General features: G+C 39.2%; 24 protein-coding genes and 1 other annotated feature. Of the genes, 19 read left to right on the top strand and 5 right to left on the bottom strand.

Going from position 1 to position 23,501, the window contains the following annotated elements; all coding sequences use genetic code 11:
- Window positions 1-28: 28 nt before the first annotated feature.
- Both BN53_RS00195 and hflX read right to left on the bottom strand, forming a co-directional pair.
- A complete protein-coding gene (locus tag BN53_RS00195; protein ID WP_009558837.1) occupies window positions 29-1,036 on the bottom strand; it encodes a CAP domain-containing protein in 1,008 nt (335 codons plus the stop codon).
- A gap of 18 nt (window positions 1,037-1,054) precedes the next feature.
- On the bottom strand, window positions 1,055-2,341 hold the full coding sequence (gene hflX, locus BN53_RS00190; protein ID WP_009558836.1) for a GTPase HflX: 1,287 nt from the start codon (window positions 2,339-2,341) through the stop codon (window positions 1,055-1,057).
- Between the two features lie 174 nt (window positions 2,342-2,515).
- Between hflX and galU the strand changes: the two genes are divergently transcribed.
- Window positions 2,516-3,418 carry a UTP--glucose-1-phosphate uridylyltransferase GalU gene (galU, locus tag BN53_RS00185; protein ID WP_009558835.1) on the top strand — a complete coding sequence of 301 codons (903 nt, stop codon included), beginning with the start codon at window positions 2,516-2,518 and terminating at the stop codon, window positions 3,416-3,418.
- A 51-nt stretch (window positions 3,419-3,469) separates the two neighbouring features.
- The gene (locus BN53_RS00180; RefSeq protein WP_009558834.1) at window positions 3,470-4,732 is read left to right on the top strand and encodes a TcaA 3rd/4th domain-containing protein; all 1,263 of its coding nucleotides are present in this window, start codon (window positions 3,470-3,472) and stop codon (window positions 4,730-4,732) included.
- A 44-nt stretch (window positions 4,733-4,776) separates the two neighbouring features.
- Here the strand turns inward: BN53_RS00180 and BN53_RS00175 are convergent, their stop codons facing one another.
- The gene (locus tag BN53_RS00175; protein WP_009558833.1) at window positions 4,777-5,427 is read right to left on the bottom strand and encodes a histidine phosphatase family protein; all 651 of its coding nucleotides are present in this window, start codon (window positions 5,425-5,427) and stop codon (window positions 4,777-4,779) included.
- 69 nt (window positions 5,428-5,496) lie between these two features.
- Window positions 5,497-6,180 (bottom strand): M57 family metalloprotease, encoded by a 684-nt coding sequence (locus BN53_RS00170; RefSeq protein ID WP_009558832.1) that lies wholly within the window; start codon window positions 6,178-6,180, stop codon window positions 5,497-5,499.
- A gap of 143 nt (window positions 6,181-6,323) precedes the next feature.
- Between BN53_RS00170 and helD the strand changes: the two genes are divergently transcribed.
- The 5 genes from helD (at window position 6,324) to BN53_RS00145 (ending at window position 11,600) form a co-directional block, all read left to right on the top strand.
- Window positions 6,324-8,630: an RNA polymerase recycling motor HelD gene (helD, locus tag BN53_RS00165; protein ID WP_040537222.1), complete on the top strand. Its 2,307-nt coding sequence runs from the start codon at window positions 6,324-6,326 to the stop codon at window positions 8,628-8,630.
- Between the two features lie 45 nt (window positions 8,631-8,675).
- Window positions 8,676-8,907, top strand: a binding site (T-box leader).
- A gap of 156 nt (window positions 8,908-9,063) precedes the next feature.
- Window positions 9,064-9,705: an amino acid ABC transporter permease gene (locus BN53_RS00160; RefSeq protein WP_009558830.1), complete on the top strand. Its 642-nt coding sequence runs from the start codon at window positions 9,064-9,066 to the stop codon at window positions 9,703-9,705.
- 12 nt (window positions 9,706-9,717) lie between these two features.
- The gene (locus BN53_RS00155; protein WP_009558829.1) at window positions 9,718-10,335 is read left to right on the top strand and encodes an amino acid ABC transporter ATP-binding protein; all 618 of its coding nucleotides are present in this window, start codon (window positions 9,718-9,720) and stop codon (window positions 10,333-10,335) included.
- Between the two features lies 1 nt (window position 10,336).
- A complete protein-coding gene (locus BN53_RS00150) occupies window positions 10,337-11,164 on the top strand; it encodes an amino acid ABC transporter substrate-binding protein (protein WP_009558828.1) in 828 nt (275 codons plus the stop codon).
- Window positions 11,157-11,600 carry a GNAT family N-acetyltransferase gene (locus tag BN53_RS00145; RefSeq protein WP_009558827.1) on the top strand — a complete coding sequence of 148 codons (444 nt, stop codon included), beginning with the start codon at window positions 11,157-11,159 and terminating at the stop codon, window positions 11,598-11,600. Before BN53_RS00150 ends, BN53_RS00145 begins: the two co-directional genes overlap by 8 nt.
- Here the strand turns inward: BN53_RS00145 and BN53_RS00140 are convergent.
- Entirely contained in the window at window positions 11,592-12,152 is a 561-nt protein-coding gene (locus BN53_RS00140) for an SGNH/GDSL hydrolase family protein (protein ID WP_009558825.1), read from the bottom strand. The genes BN53_RS00145 and BN53_RS00140 overlap by 9 nt on opposite strands.
- Before the next feature lie 57 nt (window positions 12,153-12,209).
- Here BN53_RS00140 and coaA point away from each other — a divergent pair, with 57 nt between their 5' ends.
- The 12 genes from coaA (at window position 12,210) to BN53_RS00080 (ending at window position 23,501) form a co-directional block, all read left to right on the top strand.
- Complete coding sequence (coaA, locus tag BN53_RS00135) at window positions 12,210-13,124, top strand: type I pantothenate kinase (RefSeq protein WP_009558824.1); 915 nt, start codon at window positions 12,210-12,212, stop codon at window positions 13,122-13,124.
- 48 nt (window positions 13,125-13,172) lie between these two features.
- Entirely contained in the window at window positions 13,173-13,733 is a 561-nt protein-coding gene (efp, locus tag BN53_RS00130) for an elongation factor P (RefSeq protein ID WP_009558823.1), read from the top strand.
- A gap of 326 nt (window positions 13,734-14,059) precedes the next feature.
- Window positions 14,060-14,818, top strand: coding sequence for a PAS domain-containing protein (locus BN53_RS00125; RefSeq protein WP_009558822.1), 759 nt, complete (start codon window positions 14,060-14,062; stop codon window positions 14,816-14,818).
- A 106-nt stretch (window positions 14,819-14,924) separates the two neighbouring features.
- Window positions 14,925-16,157, top strand: coding sequence for a serine hydroxymethyltransferase (gene glyA / locus BN53_RS00120; RefSeq protein WP_009558821.1), 1,233 nt, complete (start codon window positions 14,925-14,927; stop codon window positions 16,155-16,157).
- A 97-nt stretch (window positions 16,158-16,254) separates the two neighbouring features.
- On the top strand, window positions 16,255-17,523 hold the full coding sequence (gene pepT, locus BN53_RS00115; RefSeq protein WP_009558820.1) for a peptidase T: 1,269 nt from the start codon (window positions 16,255-16,257) through the stop codon (window positions 17,521-17,523).
- Between the two features lie 2 nt (window positions 17,524-17,525).
- Window positions 17,526-17,975 (top strand): DUF3290 domain-containing protein, encoded by a 450-nt coding sequence (locus BN53_RS00110; RefSeq protein ID WP_009558819.1) that lies wholly within the window; start codon window positions 17,526-17,528, stop codon window positions 17,973-17,975.
- Window positions 17,975-18,631: a DUF421 domain-containing protein gene (locus BN53_RS00105; RefSeq protein ID WP_040537221.1), complete on the top strand. Its 657-nt coding sequence runs from the start codon at window positions 17,975-17,977 to the stop codon at window positions 18,629-18,631. The genes BN53_RS00110 and BN53_RS00105 overlap by 1 nt, the downstream gene beginning before the upstream one ends.
- Entirely contained in the window at window positions 18,628-19,419 is a 792-nt protein-coding gene (locus tag BN53_RS00100) for a hypothetical protein (RefSeq protein WP_009558817.1), read from the top strand. Before BN53_RS00105 ends, BN53_RS00100 begins: the two co-directional genes overlap by 4 nt.
- A gap of 9 nt (window positions 19,420-19,428) precedes the next feature.
- Window positions 19,429-20,379 (top strand): exonuclease domain-containing protein, encoded by a 951-nt coding sequence (locus BN53_RS00095; protein WP_009558816.1) that lies wholly within the window; start codon window positions 19,429-19,431, stop codon window positions 20,377-20,379.
- 16 nt (window positions 20,380-20,395) lie between these two features.
- On the top strand, window positions 20,396-21,247 hold the full coding sequence (locus BN53_RS00090; RefSeq protein WP_040537220.1) for a DNA/RNA non-specific endonuclease: 852 nt from the start codon (window positions 20,396-20,398) through the stop codon (window positions 21,245-21,247).
- 302 nt (window positions 21,248-21,549) lie between these two features.
- A complete protein-coding gene (locus tag BN53_RS00085; RefSeq protein WP_009558814.1) occupies window positions 21,550-22,635 on the top strand; it encodes an ABC transporter ATP-binding protein in 1,086 nt (361 codons plus the stop codon).
- A complete protein-coding gene (locus BN53_RS00080; protein ID WP_009558813.1) occupies window positions 22,635-23,501 on the top strand; it encodes a carbohydrate ABC transporter permease in 867 nt (288 codons plus the stop codon). The genes BN53_RS00085 and BN53_RS00080 overlap by 1 nt, the downstream gene beginning before the upstream one ends.

The following is a 23,501-nucleotide window of genomic DNA, read 5'->3' as shown; positions in this document are numbered from 1 at the left end:
CCAAATCATTGTGATCTGGAATGCCTTTTTAGTGTTGATAATTATTCTGTCTAAACAAACGGAAGCTGTAGCTGTAGCTTTTGCCAATTTGCACGCGATATTTGTGCGTATTGACTAGCTTTAGTTTGCTGCTTGGGCTGAAAGTAATAGCTGAGATGTAGCCACTAGCATAGTAACTGCGACCGTAGTTTTTGACATATTTTGCTTTGGTCTTTTTGCCAGTAGTCAAGTCGGTAATATAGACTGAAGGTTTGCATGAGATGGTTTTCTTGGCAAAATAAGCCGACCAAGGGGTTGTTTTATCAAGCAGTTCATAGGCAAAAAGCGTCTTGGCTGGATATGTTACCACGTCTTTAGTGGCTTTACGCAAAATATCATCGGCAAAGATGCCATTTTGCACGGAATAAAGTCGCCCGTTTTGGCCATAGCTTGCACCAATTCCGATGCGCGTAGCTCTAGATGATAGGATCAAGGCGCGGTGACCAGTGTCGCCAGTACCGGAAATATTGTTGCGATCTTGCAATAAGTCAGTCACAATTTCTCCGGCCGTAGCTCCTGAAGGCGAGTCGAGGAAATTGATATTGCCTAGACTGGCAGTTTGAGCCTTGCTCCATTCATTTTTGGGGAAATATTTTGGCCGGTGATAATTAGTGAGGCCGTGTGCATTGAAATTAGCTTCGGCATTGACGCTAGCTAAGGCGCTAGCTGCTAATTGGGCATCAAGATTATCAGCGTCAAAATTATTTTCTGCCTTGAGTCCAAATAAGGACCGGTAATAGTTCACATAGGCAATAGATGTCTTAACATAGGCGTCTTTTAATCTGCCCGGATTGAAGGGACTGGCAAAATTTGGCTTAATTTCATAAAGATTGCTTTGATCGTAAATCATGCTTCGATCTAGCATTACGTAATCTTTCTGGAATTGCTTTACTTGTTTGGCTTCACTAGGACTGTATTTTGCGGCTTGAACTTGATTGTTTGGCAAAGCGCAAAAGATGAGGCTGCTTGCAACTATCAAGCAATATTTGAGTTTCATCGTTTCTTCCTTTGTGGATTAGTTGAGGATAAATTTCTGGAAGTTAGCTTGATCGCTAGGAGCAATTTGTGCAACTAGGTAGATGCCATCATCTTGATAATTTTCCTCAATGACATGGGCATGTTCATGTAAATAGGCCAAGGTCTTTCCATCAGTTAGTGGAAGCTTGAGCTTGAATTTTTCATAATTGTTGAAAACTTGTTTACTAATTAAATCAGCTAGCATCTTGATGGATTTTTTGTCGTTGGCTGAATATAAGATATCTTTTCCTTCGATTTGTGGATAACTGCGATCAGTCAAATCTGCCTTATTATAGGCGGTGATCATTGGAATGTTGCCGGCGCCGATTTCTTCCAAAACTTGTTGCGTGGTGCGAATCATCTGCAACATATTTGGATCGGAACTGTCGACAACATTGACTAATAGATCCGCATCCCTAGCTTCCTGCAAGGTAGCCTTGAAGGATTCAACTAAGTTGTGTGGAAGCTTGGAAATAAAGCCGACTGTATCAGATAGAATAAAGCTGAAGTTATTGCCAATATCGATTCGTCTTACGCTAGTGTCTAGTGTGGCAAAAAGCATATTTTTGACAAATACTTGCTTGTCATCATCAAGATCGCTGAAAGCCTTAAGCAGGCCATTCATCGTGGTTGACTTGCCGGCGTTGGTGTAACCAACTAGTGCCACTTTTGGCAAGAGACTTTGATTGCGCCGGCTAGCCTTGATTTCTTCTTGACCCGCGACGGCTTTTAATTCCTTTTTGATAGCTGAAATTTGCTTGCCAATGGTCCGGCGATTTAATTCAAGCTTGGATTCACCAGCCCCGCGGTTGGCAAAACCACCGCTACTTGAACCGCCACTGCCCCTTTGCTGGTCCAGGTTATTCTCAGATGGATGAAGGCGAGGCAATTCATATTGCAATCTAGCCAGTTGAACTTGCAATTTGGCTTGCTTAGTTCTAGCCCGACTAGCAAAAATTTCCAAAATTAATTCGGTGCGATCAATTACGCGCAGCTTGGTCAATTTTTCAAGGTTGCGAATTTGCACGGGAGTTAATTCATCATTGAGCACCAAAACTTTTGCCTTAAGGCCATGGGCCATATTTTTGATTTCGTTGATCTTGCCGACGCCAAAATAAGTTCCGGCAACGATTGTTTGAAGATTTTGTCTAGCTTGGCCGACGACTTCCATATTGTTAGCCTCGACTAAGTTAGCCAGTTCATTCATATAGTAGTCAAAATTGGGATCATCCAAGTTGACTCCTGCAATAAAGGCTTTAATTGCTTTAGGTTTATTATCAATCATAGCAACACTTCCTCTCTTAATATATATTGTATTACATCTTGACAATTTTATAAAAAATAATAGATTTAAATCAGTTTGGAATAAATTTTGCTTTGTAAAACGTTTTCAAGCATTAGCTTGCAATTATGTAGTATAGTAGATGTAGACATTTTTCTTAGATAACGGAGAATTTGTATGAAAGTAAGAAAAGCTATTATTCCAGCTGCTGGTTTGGGAACAAGATTTTTGCCAGCAACTAAGGCCATGCCAAAGGAAATGGTACCAATCGTCGATAAGCCAACTATTCAATTTATCGTTGAAGAGGCTAAGGCTTCTGGGATTGAGGATATCTTAATCGTCACCGGTAAAGCTAAGCGCTCAATCGAAGATCATTTCGACTCAAATCCAGAACTTGAACAGGATTTGAAAGCAACCGGCAAGCTTGAATTATTGAAATTGACGCAAGATATTACTAATTTAGGGGTTAACTTGTACTACACTCGTCAACCACATCCTAAGGGATTGGGGGATGCGATCTATCGTGCCCGCAGCTTCGTGGCAGGTGAACCATTTGTCGTTATGCTTGGTGATGACTTGATGGACGACAAGGTTCCGCTAACCAAGCAATTGATTGATGACTACAATGAAATTCACGCTTCTGCCATTGCGGTTATGAAAGTTGCTCATGAGGACGTTTCAAAATACGGAATCATTGAGCCAGAAGGCAAGATCAATGATCAGCTTTACAATGTTCGCTCATTTGTGGAAAAGCCAGCTGTTGAAGAAGCACCTAGTGATTTAGCGATCATCGGGCGATATTTGCTCACGCCAGAAATTTTTGATATTCTTGAACATCAAAAGCCTGGCCGTGGCGGCGAGATTCAATTGACTGATGCCATTGACTCCTTGAACAAGACTCAACGAGTTTTCGCCCATGTCTTTACTGGTCAACGTCATGACGTCGGTAACAAGGAAGGCTATTTGGAAACTTCAATTGAGTATGGATTACAGCACCCAGAAACTAGAGACGAATTGCGTCAATACATCATCAATTTGGGCAAAAAACTCGAACAAGAAGGACAAAAAAAGCAAAAATAATGGGATGATGAACCAAGTTTGGTTCGTCATTTTTATTAGTAGGATAGGATAATGGAAAAGAAAGACAAAAAAGTTAAGAAGCCCCGCAAGCCTCATCGCGGCCTGTGGACAATCCTGTGTATATTGCTGGCTTTTGCAGGTTTTTACATTTGGGGGAGCATTTATTATCAAAAATCTTTCCAAATAAATCGAATTTTGGAGGCAGTCGACAATCCAGCTAAGGATTTATCCCCATATGTGACTCCATCAAATCCAGATATTACGGTTAATGCCAAGAGTCTGCAGGCTTTGCAGAGCTATTTCAAGCATAATCCACGGGCTTTTGCACAACTAAAAGATGACTTGCATTACGGAAAAAGTCAAACTCAAATCAAATTGGTCGAAAATGGCAATCATTTTCTGCTTTTCCCCAAGTATCAATTGTGGATAAAAGTTTATCGCCCGCAAGTTGAAACCAATCATGCCAATTCAAATTTGACGGTCAACGGCAAAGACTATGGACAAATGCTTGGCGGAGATCAAAATTACTATCAAGATTTGGGGCTAGTTTTCCCAGGTCGATATCATTTGCTAGTGGAAACTAAAGTCTCAGGTCGAAAATTAAAGGCAGATTCTGTAGCCAACATTTGGTCAGGCAAAACGATCAACTTGAAGATTAAAACGGGCACCTTCATTGTCCGCAGCGTTCCTTTGGCTAAAGTTTATATCAACGACAAATACGTCAAGCAATTGAATAAAGATGGCCAAGCCTCATTTAAGAATTATCCACTGACCAGGGGGATGGAACTATATGTTAGAGCAGAGTATGGCGGCGAAAAGATCAATTCGCTCTTAGTGCGCGATTTAGCCAAAAAAATCGAAAGCGACTTTAGCAAAAGCGATGACACTGCTAGCGACTATGGAGATGTGGATTACTTTGAAGGCAATCAAAAAAATGCTGTCTACCAAGATGTCGAGGGAGATTATGTAGTTAACCCGCTTTGGCCAGGACTGATTGATCGTGCTAGCGCATATACCTTGTTAAGAAGAACTTATCTAAAGCCAGAAGCAGATGATTTTATCTCAGGCAAAGATAATGAAACTTATCAACAGCTAAAGCACAAGTTGAAAAAGTTTACCAAAATCAAAAAGCGCCAAGTTGGCGTTAAGATTATTCAATTGCTGCCAGCTGGCAATAATTATTCAGACCTGACTTATCAGATAAGCTACAAGTATAAATCAAAGAAAAAGACTAAAGTAGTCAAGCTAGATCAAGCACACGTCTTGATTCGCCTAAAAGATGACAAATTCTACATAGATAAGGCTTTAGAATAAAAATAATCCCAAAAGTCCGCATTATAGCAGCTTTTGGGATTTTTTTATACAGACATCTTGTTGTAGCTAGTAACCTTTATTTCTCCATCATCAGTCATGATTAAGGTAGTGATTGAGGCATTTCTTGGACCGTCGCTAATGTCGATGTCTTTGCCATAATGATCGACAATGCTACGGATAGTGAAGCCATGCGAAACTAATAGAATTTTTTCTGCTCCATCCATTTGCTTGATCATTTCAAAGCCCTTGTTGACTCTAGCCCAGTATTCTTGTGCATTTTCCGCATCGTGGTATGGATCAGCTTCTTTGATCCAATCCTTGATAGTATCGATACGCTCTTTTCTTAACAATTCATGACGATCAGGATATCCATGAGGGCCGCCAATCATACGCCAGGACATTTCGGTATCCATTCCTTCGAAGTAGCCATATAGTTGTTCTCTGAAAAATGGCGTTGCGATATGCTGCAAGATATCGTGGTTGCAATTGCGCTGAATAATCAAATCGCAGGTGTCGCTAGCTCTCTTCAAGTCACTGGAAATAGCAATATCGAAGTCGATATTTTTCAATTTTTCACCAGCTTCTTCAGCGCCCTTGATTCCGTCTTGAGTTAGGGGAGTATCACACCAGCCTTGCATTTTGTTGTAACGATTGATATAGGTTTGTCCATGACGAACTAAGTAAATTGTTTTCATTTTCTACCTCTAACAAAAAAGAATTTTCACACTTTCTATTTTAGTGAAAATTCTTTTACTTTTAAAGTATTATTTTTTCTGATAGAGCTTTTTGACTGCTGCAATATCTCGAGGTTGGATGGTGTAGTATGATCCTTTAGGATACATTACCGACACCTTGTCAGTATGGTTAAGCCCAATTGCATGGCCTAATTCATGTTCAACTGTGTTGGTAATTCTGGCCTGATTGTAGCTATAATCTTTATTGTCTAAATAAAACAGATTCAGCTGAATTTTGGCAGAAATTAGGTGGTCGGTAATTGGATTATAGGTGGTTGAAGTTTGACCAGCAGCTGAAGTGTCTGAATCATTCATTGCTGAGATGACAATGTCTGCCTTCTTTTTAGTTTGCGCTAGTTCAAAAGTAAAGGCGCCTGTTTGATTCCAAATGTTGATGGCATTAAGTGCAGCTTGTTTTAATTTAGGATAATTATCAAGTTTCAAATAAACAGTAGCTTGTGGCTCCTTCCACAGTTGGTGGTCAATATTTTTATCTTGATCAGAAGATGTATCAGCTTGTTTGTTGGTTGAACTAGTAGTGGTAATGGTGGAAAGAGTACCTGTATTGATCAATTGATTGATTCGTTTGACTAAAGTAGTAATTGAATCATTAGTTGCCAGGCGTATATTCTTATCATGTTGATAAGTCCAGATTCCTGACGCAATCAATCCGATAAGGAGAAGATTGCGGATAAAGCGGAAAAATCGTCTCATGTATCTACCTCCAAGGAGTATTCTAAGCAAAAAATATAAAGAAAGCGTGAATTTTTGTTTGAGTTTTTGCTTTGATCGCCTAAAGGTCTCAATGATGAAAGTTTTGCCGATTCGTGTTAGAATGGAATGCAAGTTTTTTAGAAATGGGTGACAAAATGACTGAAAATCAAGATGAACGTCGTTATGAACAAGACCACCTTGATCAGGTGATGGACCTAATTAAACAAAAAGAACAAGAATTAACTAAGTCAATCAAGAAAGTCGAAAAAGAAGCTAGAGATCTCAACTCTCACTTCTTTGATGATGTTAGATTGGATTATGATGGTTATTCCACTTCAATGGAAACTGCTCTTTCAATTCACCAGCAGCAACAGTTGCTAAGCGAGCGCGAACACAACTGGCAGCATTCAGCTCAGCAACTAGCTACGGTTCAACGCTTAGAAAAAAGCCCATACTTTGCTAGAGTTGATTTCAAAGAAGATAATTCTAGCGGTGAAGAAACAATTTATATTGGTTTAGGCTCTTTTGCGGACAAGGATGACCACTTTTTGGTTTATGACTGGCGTGCGCCGATTTCATCAATTTACTATGATGGAAAACTAGGCAAGGTTTCCTACAATTCTCCTGAGGGCGAAATTACGGTTGATATGACCAAGAAGCGTCAATTTATGATCAAAAATGGCAAAATCGTCAACATGTTTGATACCGATGAATCAATCGGCGATCAAATGCTTTTGGAAGTTTTATCAGAAAAATCCAGCACCCAAATGAAGTCGATCGTAACCACGATTCAACAAGAACAAAACAAGATTATTCGTGATACTAGAAGCGAACTTCTGTTTGTGCAAGGGGCAGCTGGTTCAGGTAAGACGAGTGCAATTTTGCAAAGAATTGCCTTCTTGCTTTACCGCTACCGGGGAAATTTGACTTCTAGCGATGTAATTATGTTTAGTCCCAACCAATTGTTCAATGATTATGTCAAGAATGTTTTGCCAGAAATGGGCGAACAGAACATGGTTCAGATGACTTACCATCAATTCATTTCCCGCCGTCTGCCAGGGATGAAAGTCGAAAATCTGTTTGAATTATTTGAAGAAGATCAAACTAGCTCTCAAATCAACAACTTTAAAAATTCTCTTGCCTTCTTCAAGGCAATGCAAAGATATGCCAAGCACTTGAACAATAAGGGCGTTATTTTCAAAAATATTTACTTCAAAGACAAAGAAAAGCCATATTTTGCTAAGGAAAAGATCAAAGAGATCTACTATTCCTTCAACGAAAACTACAATTTGGCCAACCGAATCGATGCAACTAGAGAAGAATTGGTCAAAATGCTCAACCACAAAATTGGCCCTGAAGTAAAAAAGAACTGGGTTATGCAGACAATTGAAGGCTTGACCAAGTCTGAATTGACGGCACTATATGATCGACCTGACCAAGAATTTTCTTCTGAAAAAGAAGAAGAGCGCTTCTTGGGTCGCAAGATCGTAATCAAGGAATTGGCGCCAGTTTTCAAGCGAATTAATCACAATAACTTCATCAACACGCGGGCACAATATTTACAATTCTTGCGTGCTATTCCAAAGCTAGTTGATTTGAACAAGTGGAAAATTAGTCCGGAAGATTGGCAAAAGGAAATCGAAGCCGTTAAGAATCGCTTTAAAGAGCGCGAAATGAAGTTGCAAGATGCCTCAGCCTATCTATACCTCTGGGACTTGATTGTTGGGCGTAGAACCAATTATGAAATGCGCTATGCTTTTATTGATGAAATTCAAGATTATACGCCATTCCAATTGGCTTATTTGAAGTACAACTTTCCAAGAGCCAAATTTACGATGCTAGGCGATTTGAACCAGGCTATCTTTACCAAGGATGAAAGCAGAAGCTTGATTAAGCAAATTTCAGCTTTATTTGATCCAGACAAGACTAGCGTAGTTCAATTAACTAAATCTTACCGTTCAACTAAGCAAATTACTGATTTTACCAAGCAAATTTTGCGTCAGGGCGAAAAGATCGAAGCCTTCAATCGTCAAGGACCAAAGCCAGTTTTATGGCAAAGAGACCAAGAAGATCAAGCAGTAGATGCCTTGGTAGAAATTTTGAAAGAAAATGATCAAAAGGGCTTAACGACAGCAGTTATTACTAAGGATTTAGCAAGTGCAACTAAGTTAAGTGAGCAAGTTGCTTCCAAAGTTAAAGCCAGCTTAATCAAGTTGCCAAACCAGCGTTTGGTCAAGGGTGATTTGATTTTGCCATCGTATCTAGCCAAGGGATTGGAATTTGATGCGGTAGTAATATGGGATGCATCTGAAGAGACTTATCATGCAGTCGATGAAACTCAATTAGTTTATACGATCACGTCAAGAGCCATGTACAAGCTAGACTTGATCTCGGTTGGTCCAAAGAGCAAATTGCTCCCAGATGATCCTAAGATTTTTGATCAACATTAAGATTTGACAAAATTAATTCGATCATTTATGATTTAAATCAAATTTATAAAGACTTGGAACAGAACAAGTAGTTTAAAGCCGATTTTTAGAGAGTCGTTGATGGTGGAAATGCGACAATTCTTTAAGCGAACACACATCTGTGAGTTGATTGCTTGAATTCAGTAGAGTAATCCGGGTAGCCCGTTACAGCAACAGGTTTGATGATAAACTTATTGAGGCAGCTTGGTGTGAGCCGGTTGTGAAGATGAGGTGGAATCGCGTTGAAGACGCCCTCTTAAGGCTATGGCCTTAGGAGGCGTTTTTTGTTTTTCTAGAGTCAAACCTGCTAAGGCAAATTTGCGTGAGCAAGTTTGTAAACTGAGGTGGAACCACGATTACTCGTCCTCTTGGAGCATTGCTTCAAGAGGATTTTTCTTTTTAAAGGGGCGATTTGATGAATTATGTAATGGAAATTTTGCCAGCACTTTTGGCTGGAACTTTGATGACGTTGAAGATTTTTTTCTCAACTATCTTGCTATCTTTGCCATTGGGCGTTTTGGTAGCTTTAGGAGAAATGAGCAAGTTTAAGCCGGTTAAGTACTTGGTTGAGTTTTATGTGTGGATTATGCGGGGAACGCCTCTTTTGCTTCAACTGATCTTTGTTTTCTATGGTTTTCCTTTGATCAACTTAGTTTTTCCTCGCTACGAAGCTGCCTTGTTTGCCTTTGTGCTCAATTATGCGGCTTATTTTGCGGAAATTTTCCGGGGCGGATTGCAATCAATTGACAAGGGACAATTTGAAGCAGCTCAAGTTTTGAATTTGACTAAATTTCAAACCATGCAAAAGATCGTCTTGCCACAAGTATTGAAGATCGTTTTGCCATCAATTGCTAACGAAGTCATCAACTTGGTTAAGGATTCATCGCTAGTTTATGTCATTGGACTGGGTGATTTGCTTCGGGCTGGAAATGTGGCGATGTCAAGGGATGTAACCTTGCTTCCGCTAGTACTAGTAGCAATTATTTACTTAGCCTTAATTAGCGCCTGCACCATTGTGCAAAAGCGTCTAGAGCACCACTTTAGCTATTATAGATAGGGGATTGGGAAAATGTTAGAAGTCAAGAAATTATCTAAAAGCTTTGCTGGACGGCAAATCATCAAGGACTTGTCCTTTAACTTAGCTGATGGTCAAACAATGACTGTAGTTGGGCCATCTGGCGCCGGCAAGACGACCCTTTTGAGAATTATTGCTGGTTTAGAAGCAAAAGATGCCGGCGAAATTTTAGTAGCTGGTCAGGCCTATAATCCTGAAAAAATCAGCGTGGTCTTCCAGGATTTCAACTTATTTCCAAATTTGACAGTTTTGGAAAATATTACCTTAGCGCCAAAATTAGTCTTGAAACAATCAGATTTAGAAGCTAAAAAAGAAGCCGAAGATTTGCTTGAAAAGTTGCAAATGCTGCCGTATCAAAACCAATATCCATATCAACTCTCAGGTGGACAAAAGCAGCGAGTGGCAATTGCTAGAGCATTGGCAATGAAGCCAGAGATCTTGTGCTATGACGAGCCAACTAGTGCGCTAGATCCGAACTTGCGCCAAGAAGTTGAAAAGTTGATCTTAGCCTTGAAGCAGTCCGGCCAAACCCAATTTATCATTACGCACGATTTAACCTTTGCCCAAAATGTCGCTGATCAGATCTTAGAATTGAAAGCAATAGGTGACTAGGATGAAAAAGTTGAGATTGCTAGTGTTGCTACTATTTTCCCTAACCTTGTCAGCTTGCAGCACAATTGAAGAACGGGCTAATCATCAAGATACTTGGAATAAAATCCAAAAGCAGAAAAAAATCGTCGTTGGTTTAGACGATTCATTCGTACCCATGGGTTTTGAAAAGAAAAATGGCCAGCTTACTGGCTACGATATCGATTTGGCTAAAAAAGTTTTTGCTATTTATAAAATCAAGGTCGATTTTCAAATAATCGACTGGTCCATGAATGTGACTGAACTGCGCAATGGAACGATTGATCTGATCTGGAATGGCTTTAGTATTACCAAAGAAAGGGCAGAAAAGGTTGCCTTCAGCCGGCCTTATCTAAAAAATGACCAGGTGCTAGTCGTCAAAAAGAATAGTCCAATTACTAGTTTTAGCCAAATGAAAAATTATCAATTGGGCCTGCAGACTGGCTCAACTGCCCAGCAATGGTATGACAGCAAGCAAAAATTGCTCAAAGCTAAGCAGACAGTCTTATATGATCAAATTCCAAATGCATTCTTGGATCTAAGAGCTGGCAGAATTCAGGGAATTTTGCTGGATAAGATCTATGCTCAATATTACTTAGCACACTTGAAAGAGAAAAATTATCGCATCATTGTCAATAAACGAGTCCCAGCGGATCTATTTGCCGTGGGGATGCGCAAGGGCGATAAGACTTTGACTAAGAAGATCAATCAAGCTTTAGTAAAATTGCAAAAAAATGGCGAATTAGCTAAACTAAATCAAAAATGGTTTGGAACTAGCAGTAATTATTTAGGACAAGTACAAGCAAATGAATAAATTTGAGTTTAAAAAAATCGACCAGATGACTGGTCGAGAAATGTTTTGCGTTGAACGATTAAGAACGGACACTTTTGTGACTGAACAAAAGATAACCTTGCCAGAACTTGATGATGAAGATTTAATTGCAACGCAGGTCTTTTTATTGAATCAAGAAGCAACTAATGCAGTAGCCGCTTGTCGGGTATTTAAGCAAAATGGTCAGTGGACCTTTGGCAGAGTTGCTGTAGCTGGTGAATATCGTCATCAGGGCTTAGGCAGACAAATGATGGAAGAAGTGCACGAATTTTTGAAAGACCAAGGCGCTACTAGCGTCACTTGCCATGCCCAAATGCAGGCTAAGCCTTTTTATGAAAGTTTAGGCTATGAAGTTGCTGGCCCAGAATTTGATGAGGGTGGGGTAAGCCACATTCAAATGACCAAGCGCTTATTGTAATTTTTCTTTGATAGCTTTGAGCAAGATAGAAATTAATAGTTGGTTGCCCTTATCTGTCAAGTGTTGTCCATCTTCAAGATAATATGAAGAAATATCTTTCAAGTTAGCAAAAGCTGCAACTAGATTAACAAAAGGAATGTTTTTACTAGTGGCAGCTTTTTTAGCTGCTTGATTGTATTGTCGAATACGCTTAGCACCATAATAGCGATTGATTTCTTCGTTGTTTGGATCAGGATAAGATAATCCAGTAATAATCATGCGCTCTGCTCCAATTGAAGCAATGATTTTTTCAAGGTTAGTTTGGTACTTTTCTAGCTCAATACCCCAGGCGCTAGCTGCATCATTTGTTCCAAATTCTAAAATAACCAGTTCGCTATTTGGATCAATACGATTCAGCCGATCCATTGCTTCAACTGTGGTAGCTCCACTGATTGAGAGATTTTCAACGGGACAATTTAAGGCCTTGATAAGGCCATCGGTGATCACGGTGGTGTCACAGCCATTTTGATAAGCATTGAAAATTGAGTCGCCAAATAATGTTATTTTTTTCATAGATTACACGCTTTCAAGGTATAATGTACAATAATACGTACGAAGGATTTTATTTCTATGAAAAATTATACCTGTTTTGAAAGAGAATCGTGGGCAAAACTTGCGCGCACTCATCAAGCAAATATCAGCCAAGAAGAATTAGCCCAAATCAAGAGTGTTGGAGACGTAGTCGACTTAACCGATGTTGATGAAATCTATTTAACTTTAGTCAATTATTTGCATTTAGCTTATCAAGGCAAAAGAAGTTTGCAGCTAGCTCAGAATAAATTCTTGGAGCATGAGTTAGACCCAACTCCATTTATTATTGGAATTTCTGGGTCAGTGGCCGTGGGCAAGTCTACCACAGCTAGATTGTTGCAGATTTTGCTAAGTAGAACTTTCCCTGAGCTAAAGGTGCACTTAATGACTACGGATGGCTTTATTTATCCAAATCACGAATTGAAGCGTCGGGGCATTTTTTCACGCAAGGGATTCCCAGAGAGCTACAATATGACCATGCTCAAGGACTTTTTGAACGATGTGGTCAGTGGCAAGGAAGACATTGTTTATCCGCTCTATTCGCAGGAATTAAGCGACATCGTTCCTGGAGAATATGGTCATGTTCGCAAGCCGGATATTTTAATCATGGAAGGCATTAACACTTTGCAGTTACCAGAAAGTGGACAAGTAGTAACTAGCGACTTCTTTGATTTTTCCATTTACATTGATGCAGATGAGGATATAATTGAGAGTTGGTATATGCAACGTTTCAATAAAATTATGGCAATCAATAAGAATAAGCCGGAAAACTATTATTATGAGTTAGCCAATGGGCCAAAAGAAGCAGCGATTAAATTAGCTGAAGAAACTTGGCAGATGGTTAATCTGGTCAATTTACGCGAATATATTGCTCCAACTAAGGAAAGAGCGAGTCTTATTTTGCATAAAACTACTGGCCATTTAATTGATAGAATATATCTTAGACGATTTTGATTTGTTATAATGATAGTTGAAAATTTTGAAGGAGAGAAATTTTATTTTATGGTACAAGCAATTAACCTTAAAAAAGGTATGATTTTTAGTCAAAATGGTAAGTTGATTCAAGTTTTGAAAGCTAACCACCACAAGCCTGGTAAGGGTAACACTGTTATGCAAATGGACTTGCGCGATGTTAAGAGTGGTGCAGTTGTACACAAGACTATGCGTCCAACTGAAAAGGTTGACTTGGTTGAATTAAACAAGAAGACTGCTCAATACCTTTACAGCGAAGGTCAAACTTATACTTTTATGGATACTGAAACATATGAACAATATGAAATTTCAGCTGAACAAATTGGTGATGACCGTCTTTACTTGATTCCAAACATCGAAGTAAGCTTGGAATTCGTTGACGACAACGAATTGATTGGAATCGAATTGCCAGCAACTGTTGAAATGACTGTGGCTGAAACTCAACCTGGTATCAAGGGAGCTACTGTAACTGGTAGTGGTAAGCCTGCAACTATGGAAACTGGTTTGGTTGTACAAGTTCCAGACTTCATCAACGAAGGCGAAAAGTTAGTTATCAACACTGCTGAAGGTACTTACAAGTCACGTGCCTAAGCATACTGATATTCAAAATAGACTAGAAACTTAGATTTTGGTTTCTAGTCTATTTTTATGTGTACGTACATACTTGTTAATTAAATTACAATCGTCGTAAATCTTTTGATAAAAAACAAATTTTTCTTTATTTGAATAAAATGGATGAAAGCAATTGTTTCTTAGAAAATCGTAGTTGATTTTTAAGTTTGTGCAATTTGTGAAAAAATTACCAAAAATAAATAACGATACTAGAAATAAAAAAAGTAGCAATAATACTGTTGAAAGCGATTTTATAACATGCTAAAATCAACGTATAGATTTTTCACAAAAGGAGAACAGTAATTATGGCAGAACCAAAATGGTTACAAGATATGAATCGTGAAGAATACATCAAGGAAGATTTTGAAGCAACTGGTAAGTCAGTTGCCGGTACTACTGTTGAAGGTATCGACAAGAACGACCCAGAATGGCTTGACAAGGCAGCTAAGAAGGTAAACGCTGCTGAAGGTAACGACTACGTTAAGCTTGACTGTGGTTTGATGACTGTTAACCAAATCGACTGGATGCTTAAGAACACTTTCGGTGAATTGACTTTTGTTGACGACAACAACCAATTCTTATGGTACAACCGTCCAAAGGACCCTAACTACAAGATGCTTGCTAAGCGTGTTCCAGCCCAAGTTGGTGACACTATGGGTGCAATTCACCCAGATGTTCGTGACGTTATTCCTAACGCTAAGAAGGTTGTTCGCGCACTTCGTACTAAGGAAGGCGGACATGACGACGTTTGGATGCCAGTTCCAACTGGTAACCTTAAGGAACTTATCTTGCACTACTACCACCGTGTAGAAGATGAAGAAGGTAACTACGTAGGTATCTACGAATGGGTTGGCGATCTTTATCCATTTGTTAAGTACTTCTGTGAAGTAACTGGTCAAAAGTTAGTGATCGATGAAGATGCAACTTCTGGTGCAACTTACCGTCGCAACTCAGATCCAGATGCTCAAACTGGTGCTTCAAGAAAGGCCGACATGGAACCTGAAAAGGAAGAACCAAAGGTTGAAGAAGAAGACGCAAGTACTGGTGCGTCACACCATGAATAATTAATTGACTAATCCGAGACTAACAAGAGTTAGTCTTGGATTTTTTTTGCCAAAATTTAGTACAATGGTTTTATAGTAATTAACTTGGAAATGGTAGGTGCAGGAAATGAAATACGCAGAAAAATCACCAGAATTATGGGCAGCAATTGAAAAGGAAGAATTGCGCCAAGAAGACACAATCGAATTGATTGCCTCAGAAAATATTGTTTCTGATGCTGTTAGACAGGCTCAAGGCTCTGTTTTGACCAACAAATATGCCGAAGGATACCCTGGCAAGCGCTACTACGGGGGATGCCAATACATTGATCAAGTCGAACAATTGGCCATTGATTATGCCAAAAAGCTATTCGATGCCAAGTTTGCCAATGTTCAACCTCACTCTGGCTCTCAAGCTAATATGACAGTCTACCAAGCCTTGCTTAAACCTGGCGATGTTATCTTAGGGATGGGCATGGATGCTGGTGGCCATTTAACTCACGGTTCCAAGGTCAACTTTAGCGGAAAAATATATCAATCATACAGCTATGAATTAGATCCTGACAGTCAGTTGCTTAATTTTGACCAAATCCGTCAGCAAGCTTTAGCAGTTAAGCCAAAATTGATTATTGCTGGAGCTTCTGCTTACAGTCGAATTATCGATTGGCAAAAGTTCCGCCAAATTGCCGATGAAGTTGGGGCATACTTATTAGTCGATATGGCCCACATTGCCGGCTTAGTTGCAACAGGCGCTCACCCTAGTCCTTTGCCATATGCAGATGTAGTCACCACCACGACTCATAAGACTTTAAGAGGTCCAAGAGGGGGAATGGTTTTGACCAATAATGCAGAGATTGCTAAGAAGATTAATTCAGCCCTTTTCCCAGGCATTCAAGGTGGACCGCTTGAACATGTAATTGCTGCTAAGGCTCAAGCTTTTTATGAAGATTTGCAACCAGAGTTCAAAGACTACATTGCTCAAGTGGTCAAAAATGCCAAGGCCATGGAAGAAGTTTTTGCCCAATCTGGTGCGATTGACTTAATTTCAGGCGGAACAGACAATCATCTATTGATTCTAGATTTGACCAAAACTGAAGTTACTGGCAAACAGGCACAGCAGCTGCTTGATGAAGTCAACATTACAACCAATAAAGAAGCAATTCCAAATGATCCGCGCAGTCCATTCATCACTAGTGGCCTTAGAATTGGTACTCCAGCTGTGACAAGTCGAGGATTTAAGGAAGAAGATGTGCAATTAGTTGCCAAACTCATCATTGATGTATTAACTCATCCAGAAGATAGCGAGGTAATGGAAAAAGCTAGACAGCAAGTTAAAGTTTTGACTAGCAAACATCCAATTTAGTTTTTGTTAAGACTAGGGGCTTTTTTCTTAAGTAATTTTAATTTATAATTTGATGTAATTGGAAATTCGAGTTTTAAAATGAAAACGAGGCAGGTTTATGACAGAATACGATTTTGATTACATTAAAGACAAGTTCGTTGAATATGCTAAGATGAACACTCGTGCAGATGAACATAGTAAAGCTGTCCCAACTACGCCAGGACAGGTAGTTTTATTAAAAGAAATCTTGCATGAGCTCGAAAGATTGGGGTTAGAAGAAGTTTCATATTCTGACCAAGATGCATATGTAGTAGGCAAGATTCCAGCTACTACCAGCAAAGAAGTTAGTCCAATTGGCTTTGTCGCACATGTTGACACGGCAGACTTTAATGCGGAAAATATCCAGCCTCAAGTTCATCCTAATTATGATGGTAAAGTGATTGAATTAGGCCATGGTTATCGGCTTTCAAGTGAGGAATTTCCATCATTGAAGAAGGTTATTGGCCATACTTTGATCTCTACTTCAGGCGACACTTTGCTTGGAGCAGATGACAAGGCGGGAATTGCAGGTTTGCTTGGCATGGCCAAATATTTACACGAAAATCCTGAACTTGAGCACGGCGAAATTTGGCTAGCCTTTGGACCAGATGAAGAAATCGGCCAAGGAGCTAAAAGATTCGACGTAAGTCGCTTCCCAGTCGAATTTGCTTATACGCTAGACAATGGCGACCCAGGCGATATTACTTACGAAACTTTCAACGCAGCAGCTGCGACGATTGATTTTTACGGAACGGTCGTTCACCCAGGCGAAGCTTATGGCTTGATGGTCAATGCCAGCTTAATGGCCAGCAAGTTCGTTAGTCAGTTGCCGGAAGATTTCGTTCCTGAAAAAAGTCGCGGCTATCAGGGCTACATTATGCTTTTGAGTAATACTGGCGATGTCGATCATGCTAGGGTAGAATTGATTATCCGTAATTTCGAGACAGATGGCTTTAAAGAAAATAAGGCTTTGATCGAAAAAATGGTAGCAGACTTTAATCAAAAATATGGTGAAGGCAGAGTGAAATTGGAAATGCACGACCAATACATCTCACCTGCAGATATTATCAAGGCCCATCCTTATGTGGTTAACTTGGTTCATCACGCCTATGAAAAGATGGGCTTGCCGGTCCACCATATTGCCTTTAGAGGAGGAACGGATGGCGATTTTATCAGCCAAAAGGGAATCCCAACGCCAAACTTGTTTAACGGTGGAGCTAATTTCCATGGCCGTTATGAATATGTTAGCGTAGAAAATATGGTCTTGCTTGCAAAAACTTTAACTACAATTGCGCAAACTCATGTAGAATTAAATAATCATCGTGATAAAACACCGTTAAAGAGATAGATATGACTTTTTTTACTTTGCATTATATTGAGGCTCATCAAAATGAAAATCAATTGCTTTTAATGGCGTTGATGTTTATTGCTTTAGCCACGTTGATCTTTTTTACAATTTTGTATTTGCGTGATCGATTTGCAACCAAATATCGTGATTTAGGCATTATTGCTTTGCTGTTTTTGTTCTTATTGTCAGGTGCGCAATATCAAAAATATTTAAAAGTCAACAGTCAAAAATCGCAAACGGTTCAGATAATTCCATTTATCAAATCAGTGGCTCAAGATGAAGGAGTTCCACCTTCTGATGTCTGGGTTAATTCTGAGATCTTGAAAGATGGGCTGATTGTTCGAATTAATTCAAAAGACATCGATTATCAACTGAATTTGAATAGTGATAACAACACTTATACATTGACGCAGGCCCATGTGATTGATCATCGAGTTGAGGTGAAAAATTGATTCAATTAGATTACTTGCAACTGTTTATCAAGTTAACTCTGGGAATTTTGACTTTTATTTTCCAGATCAATCTTTTCGGCAAAAATAATCTAGCACCAAGTTCGGCGCTAGATCAATTGCAGAACTATGTTCTAGGTGGCATTATTGGAGGAGTATTATACAATCCCAATATTACAACCTTGCAGTTTATGCTGGTCTTAATCGTATGGACTTTAGTCGTATTTATCCTAAAATTTGCACGCGATCATAGTCAGATTATCCGAAATGTAATCGATGGCAAACCAATTCAAGTAATTAAAAATGGTCACCTCTTGGTCGATAATTGCATGCGAGCGGGAATCTCTGCTAATGAATTGATGTTTAAATTGCGTAGCAGCGGGATATATTCTGTTACACAAGTCAAAAACTGTATTTTTGAAAAAAACGGTCAGTTGACTATTATTGAGAATGATCAAAATAATATCCGTTTTCCATTGATTAGTGATGGCCAAATCAATTATGATGTCTTGGAATTGATTAATCATGATGAAGGATGGCTTTTTGAGCAGATTAAGTCTGCTGGATTTGAAACAGTTGGTGAGATTTATCTCGGTGAATATTTTCACGGAAAAGTTATTTTGACAGGTTACAAAAAGGAGAAAATAGATCATAGATGACAAAAATTCAAGAAGCTAAAACTTGGCTAAAAGATGCAGATGCAGTAATCGTAACTGCGGGAAACCGGATGGCGATTAACGAAGGACTAGATATTTTTAGTGAGAACTTTATGCAGGAATTTCCTGATTGGGCAGAAAAGACTGAGGCTAATAATATCGCAAACGCCCTTGATGTACCCTCATCTTGGCAAGAAAAATGGCAACTCTGGTCAGACTTGATTGATCGCTATACTGTGAATTATCAAGCTAGCGAGCAGATGAAGCAATTGAAGTCTTTGCTAGCTGATAAGCCATATTTCATTGCTAGCAGCAGTTTTGCGCATTTATTTGAAAAAGCGGGCTTTGATCCAAAGAAAATTTTCAATATTTTCGGCGATTGGACCAAGACTCAATGTTCAAGTGGAATCAACCATGGCCATACTGATGATTTAGCCGTAGTTGAGCAATTTAAAGGGGGCAGTGGCCAAGTTCCAGTCTGCAAGACTTGTGGCAAGGAGCTAGAATTACATATGCCAATGACTCCACATTTTTATCCAGATACTGATGCTAACCATGATTTCCGCTGGTTTATTACCAATAACGAAGATGCTAAGTTAGTTGTCTTGCAGCTTGGAGTCGATCTATCTAGTCCGCAGCTAGCAGCGCCAGTGATTGAACTAGTTGGTCAATTCCCTAATTGGCGTTTCATCAGTTGCGATTTGCCAAATGGTTCATTGCCATACGCTATGCAAGATCGTGTTTACACTGAAAGTTCAGATCCAAAAACGCTTTTAGCAAAATTGATGTAAGGGAAAATTATGAGTATCGTAATTACAAACGGAGTCTTGCAGGTGCCAGGTGCCCAAGACAAGCTTCGGCAAAAAGGCCGAGAACAAGTCGGCTTTTTTGATGATTATACAATGATTGATATTGAAACAACTGGGCTTAGCCCATACCGCGATCGGATCACCGAGCTTGGCGCAGTCAAGGTTAGAAATGGCCAGGTAGTTGATACTTATAGCAATTTAGTTATCAATCCCAAAACTAACAAAGTTCCAGTCTTTATCACCAAGTTAAACGGAATTACTGAAGAAAAAATTTTAAATCAAGGAATTCCGGCAGACCAAGCCATTCATGAATTTCGTGAGTTTATTGGCGATGATTTGATTGCTGGCTATAATGTTAATTTTGATTTGAACTTTACTTATGATCTAGCTCAAAAATATCACGAAGCCAAATTGAGTAATGATTATATCGATGTCTTGCGCCTAGCTAGAACCTATTATCCTGGCAAGCACAATCGCTTGTTAGATGTAATGAAGCGCTCAGGCATTGCGGAAGTTGAACAACACCGCGGCTTAGACGATTCGCTTGATACGATTAAGGTTTATCAAGATTTTGCTAATTATTTCTCGGCAGATCTTTTGCAAAAGGCACAAGAAAGTATCAAAAACTTCGACCTAACGGGGAAGCCACTAGAATTCTGGCAATTAGGGCGCTTTAATCCAGTTAGCGGCAAGAAGATCATGCTAGCTGATAGTTTGGCCTTGAATTTGGCAGATGGTCAATTGATGATTAGCAACCTGGCTGGCCAAGTTCAAACTGAGCTAAGTTTTGATACGGATTATGTAATTGTTGGCGATCGCCAATACTTTAGCAAGAATGACTTGAATCAGCAGATCTTTGACTTGCAAAAATCCGGCAGCAAAGTCAAGAAGCTAACTGAAAGCTTCTTCTTGGGGATGCTGGATGATTGGGCAAGAAGTTAACTGGGAAGGACTATTAATGGCAAAAAAAGGACGTAGCAAAAAGCAAGGTGGAGTTTATTCAGCAATTGCTGTAGTTGTTGCTGTAGCTGCTGTTTGGTTTAAATCAGGTGGCGATGTTTCGACTACGCTTAACAGCTTAACTAGCGAACTAACTGGAAATAGTGCAAATACCGCAGTAACGACTGCTAAAGTAGCCAAAAGCGGCTACGGCGGATTATCCAAAAGCGATTATCAAAAACTAGCAAACTTAGAATTTAAGAGTGGAGAAAAAGCATATGTAACGGTTAACCACAATCATTCGACCTTGATTAAGAATGCTTGGAAAAGTAACCGGGTAATTTATGCCGATCTTGATGATTTAAATCGAACTTCTAGTTCTAATACGGCATTTTTAGAAAAAAGAAATGTCGCAAATGATAGCTTGCGCGTTCGCCAATTTGTTGAGCCAACTGCCTGGCACTATAACCGCAGAAATGGCGAACAAATCTATAATCGTGGACACTTGATTGCTTACTCTGTTTCAGCAGGCATCGACCAAAATGGCCATTACAATCCTAGCAATAAGTCGGGCGATCAAAACAATCCCAAGAACCTATTTACTCAATCGGCTTTTTCAAATCAAAAAATTCAAACGATTTTCGAAAGCAAGGTTCGATCTGCTTTGAGACAAAATAAAAAAGTTATCTATCAAGCAACGCCAATTTTTAAAGGCGATGAGTTGATGGCTCGAGGAATCAACTTGCAGGCAATTTCAACTGATGGATCGCTAGATTTCAATGTTTATCTTTATAACGTTCAGCCTGGATACCAGTTTAACTACGCTAATGGCAGGGCTAAGGTTGATAGAGGCATGAAGGTATTGGAATAAAAGCAAAATTGTTCACATAAATATTAATAATAGTTCGGAAACGGCTGATCAACGATTAGCCGTTTTTGTATGCGCTCAAATAGCTACTATCACAACATCTGGAAATAGCGAACTATATTTATATAGAGTAAATAATAATACGTGTTTTATCCTGAATATGAGCAAAATTTCACAAGTATTTTTTACAAATATCGATATAGACCGAATTTTATTGCGTTATTGTTTGTGATTTTTGGGATAATATCATAGAATAAGTAAGAGAAAAAATGATATAAATATCAAGATATTGTGGTGTATGACTTATGAGTAATGAAAAATTTGTCGAAGTGAAAAATCTTCGCAAGGTATATGATAATGGCTACGAAGCCATTAAAGATGTTAGCTTTTCTGTAAAGAAAGGCGATTTGGTTTGCTTGCTTGGACCATCTGGTTGCGGTAAGACGACCATTCTCAATATGCTTGCTGGACTACTTTTTCCAACAAGCGGGGACATTTTGTTTGATGGCAAGTCAGTTGTAAAGACTGAACCAAAGGACCGTCAAATTGGTTACGTGTTCCAGAACTATGCTTTATATCCTCATATGACAGTTTTGCAAAACGTTATGTTCCCATTGACTGTTGGCAAGAACAAGATTGCCAAGGATGAAGCAGAAAAGATTGCTAGAAAGTACATGGAATTGACGCAAATTACTGATTTTGCTAACCAACGTCCAGGCAGCCTTTCTGGTGGTCAACAGCAGCGTGTTGCAATCACTCGTGCTTTGGTTCAAGAACCAAAAATTCTTTTGATGGACGAACCGTTGAGTAACTTGGATGCACGTTTGCGTTTGAAGATTAGAGAAGAAATTAGAGCCTTGGTTAAGAAAGTTGGCATTACGACTTTATTTGTTACTCACGACCAAGAAGAAGCTTTATCAATCGGGGACAAGATTATTCTGTTCAACGATGGAGTAATTCAACAAGATGATATGGGTCAAAACTTCTACCTTGAACCAAATAATTATTTTGTTGCTAACTTTGTTGGTAATCCAGTAATTGATAACTTTGAAGTAGAGCTTAAGGATGGCAAGCTAGTTGGTTCAGACTTTGCCATTGATCTCGCTGATTTTGATCAAGATAGATTCAAGAAGAATCTTGATGAAGGCAAGTACACTTTATCAATTAGACCTGAAAACCTTAAGCCAGTTGAACACGGCCACTTAAGCGTCAAAATTGAAGATGTTGAGTTGATCGGTCGAGAAAGAATCTTGAAGTTTGAACATGACAACATGCAACATCGTTGTTTAGTAGACTTAGAACAGCCAATTAAGGCCGAAGACCAAGTTGAATTGCAATTGAGACTTGATCGTGCCTTTATCTTTACCCCAGAAGGTGAGCGTGTTTACTAATGAAACAGAATCAAACCAAGGCTTGGCTATTTTTGTTGCCAACCTTAATCTTAGTTACTTTGTTTAGTATCTATCCGATTTTGCGTGCATTTTTAATGAGTCTTCAAAGTGGTTCTTTGATCTCTTTGCAGTGGACCGGTTTTAGCAACTATCAATATATTTTCCATGATCCAGAGTTCTGGTTATCAATCAAAAATACGATTCTCTATGCTTTGATCTCTGTTCCAATTGCCTTAGCAATCTCAATCATGCTTGCTTGGCTAATCTTCAGCAAGGTAAAGCATCAATCATTTTTTGAAACAACTTTCTTTATGCCATACGTTACTTCAACTATCGCTATTGGTATTGTTTTCCGCTATATCTTTAACGGTGACTATGGTATGTTGAACTTTATTTTGCGCATTTTCCACTTGCCAGCACCAAACTGGATTGATGACCCTTCTATGTCGCTTGCTACCATCATTATTTTTGGTATTTGGACATCTTTGGCCTTTAATATCGTTATTTTGATGGGTGCTTTGAGAAATATTGATCCAAATTACTACACTATCGCTGATATGTATGGTGCTAGTGGGACGCAAAAGTTCTGGCGCATTACGATGCCACAACTAGTTCCAACTTTAGCCTTCTTGCTAACGATGAATATCATTGCAGCCTTCAAGATCTATACTTCAGTCTATGCCCTCTTTAATGGACAAGCCGGAGTTGGTAACTCTGCTTCAACTGCAGTGTTCTACATCTACAACAAGTTCCAAATTGTCGGCACTCCAGGTGTAGCCATGGCTGCGACTGTAGTATTGTTCTTGATTATCTTGTTTGTAACCTTCTTGCAACGCAAGATGATGAAGAAGATTGGAGGACAATAG

The sequence above is a fragment of the Lactobacillus pasteurii DSM 23907 = CRBIP 24.76 genome, assembly GCF_000297025.1.
Lineage (GTDB): Bacteria > Bacillota > Bacilli > Lactobacillales > Lactobacillaceae > Lactobacillus > Lactobacillus pasteurii.
The sequence above is the reverse complement of the archived record's forward strand: the minus strand, read 5'-3'. Positions and strand labels throughout refer to the sequence as shown.